This window comes from Kitasatospora sp. UYEF31 (assembly GCF_057291755.1).
This window is the reverse complement of record NZ_JBXAWK010000158.1, coordinates 1-1276: the sequence shown is the minus strand read 5'-3', so window position 1 is coordinate 1276 and position 1276 is coordinate 1. Positions and strand designations below refer to the sequence as shown.

Genomic DNA, 1276 nt, shown 5'->3' with positions numbered 1-1276 from the left:
AGGCGCCAGACTCCCGCCCACCACCAGCATGAGCACCCCTACTGCCCGCCACGCCACCCCCTCTCACCAGCATGTTCGAAGATGGCGAAGCTTCATTACACGTCCGGCTCCGCCTCCAGCGCCAGGCCATCGACACCCTCGGCGACGCCCTCGCCCCGCGCGGCGCGGCGGCACCCCCGACAACCCGCCCACTGCTGCCGTCGTCCGCTGACGTTGCCGTCAGCGTTGCCGTCAAACGGCCCGAGGGCCCCCTCCGCACAGAAGCGCGGAGGGGGCCCTCTTCTGGGCAACGGCTACCCAACCTCCCATTAGGAATGACCTAGCGGAAAATTCTCGACGAGCGCCACCTAAACGTCGGCGGCAGGCCCTGAACCGTCCATACCAATCAATTCCGGCCGCTTCTCAAGAGAGCCCCAGTCGAGGATTTCGCGAAGCTTCCGAGACAGATTTTCTTCGTCGACCTGGGCTTCGCTCAGGTTCACTTCGACAGGCGTCGAGATCTCAAGAATCTCCGCATCCTCGGCAGTGAATTCCAGCGCGAGAACCAAATTGGAAAACCGCACGCTCCGAAGGCAACCGTAGACGGTGAAGCCTCGCTCAGTAGAGACGTTATAGGAATCCATTCCAGACTGGACTTCCTGCTCATCAGGCTCATACGTGGATCGCTGAATTGAGAACGATCGCGGGACGCCAGCCTCATCCACTCCGGCAAGTCCCACCTCAAGGGCCTCTTCGTCCTCGTAATCCTCGAAGAACCCAACCTCTGTGGCAGTCAATCTCATCATTATCGCCTCCTCCTTCCAGCTGTCCATGACCCAGCCCCCTTGGCGCCAGACCATTCGTATGTGACCGAAACTCCCAACTCGTTGACCATGCGGTTCATCGCACCCTTGCATCGCGAGCAAGGGGGGAGCTGGCCTTGCATCCCAACCGAATCACCAGCACTCAACGGGAACTTACCGGCGAAGGGGTCGTTCGGGAGCGAAACCTTTGACCCTGTGGAAGCACCCGCCATGCGCGAGAATCGATGCTCCGTGTGCGTGAAAGCCGAGTTATTTGGATATCCGAGCGAAGCCTCTTCAGGCGTCATATCGCCGCTCTCTAGCGAGATATCGCTCTTACTTCCATCTGACGACGTCACGGAGATATCGCACATGTGCCCGCTGCCACCAGTGTTGTGAACCAGGACCGGCGTGGCCCCCGCCAGCACATAGTACGTGTGGATGCCCTCGACCGTCAGGTCGTAAGTCCGCTGCTGCTGACGGAAGATCCGTAC

2 protein-coding genes and 1 pseudogene are annotated in these 1276 nt (G+C 60.4%); all 3 read right to left on the bottom strand.

What is annotated here, in order from left to right:
- Positions 1-347: 347 nt before the first annotated feature.
- A complete protein-coding gene (locus tag AC0Z36_RS29705; protein WP_325747327.1) occupies positions 348-812 on the bottom strand; it encodes an Imm10 family immunity protein in 465 nt (154 codons plus the stop codon).
- Positions 785-1156: a hypothetical protein gene (locus AC0Z36_RS29700; protein WP_485466186.1), complete on the bottom strand. Its 372-nt coding sequence runs from the start codon at positions 1154-1156 to the stop codon at positions 785-787. The genes AC0Z36_RS29705 and AC0Z36_RS29700 overlap by 28 nt, the downstream gene beginning before the upstream one ends.
- Positions 1157-1165: 9 nt before the next feature.
- Positions 1166-1276: pseudogene (locus tag AC0Z36_RS29695) on the bottom strand (hypothetical protein); the annotation flags it as partial.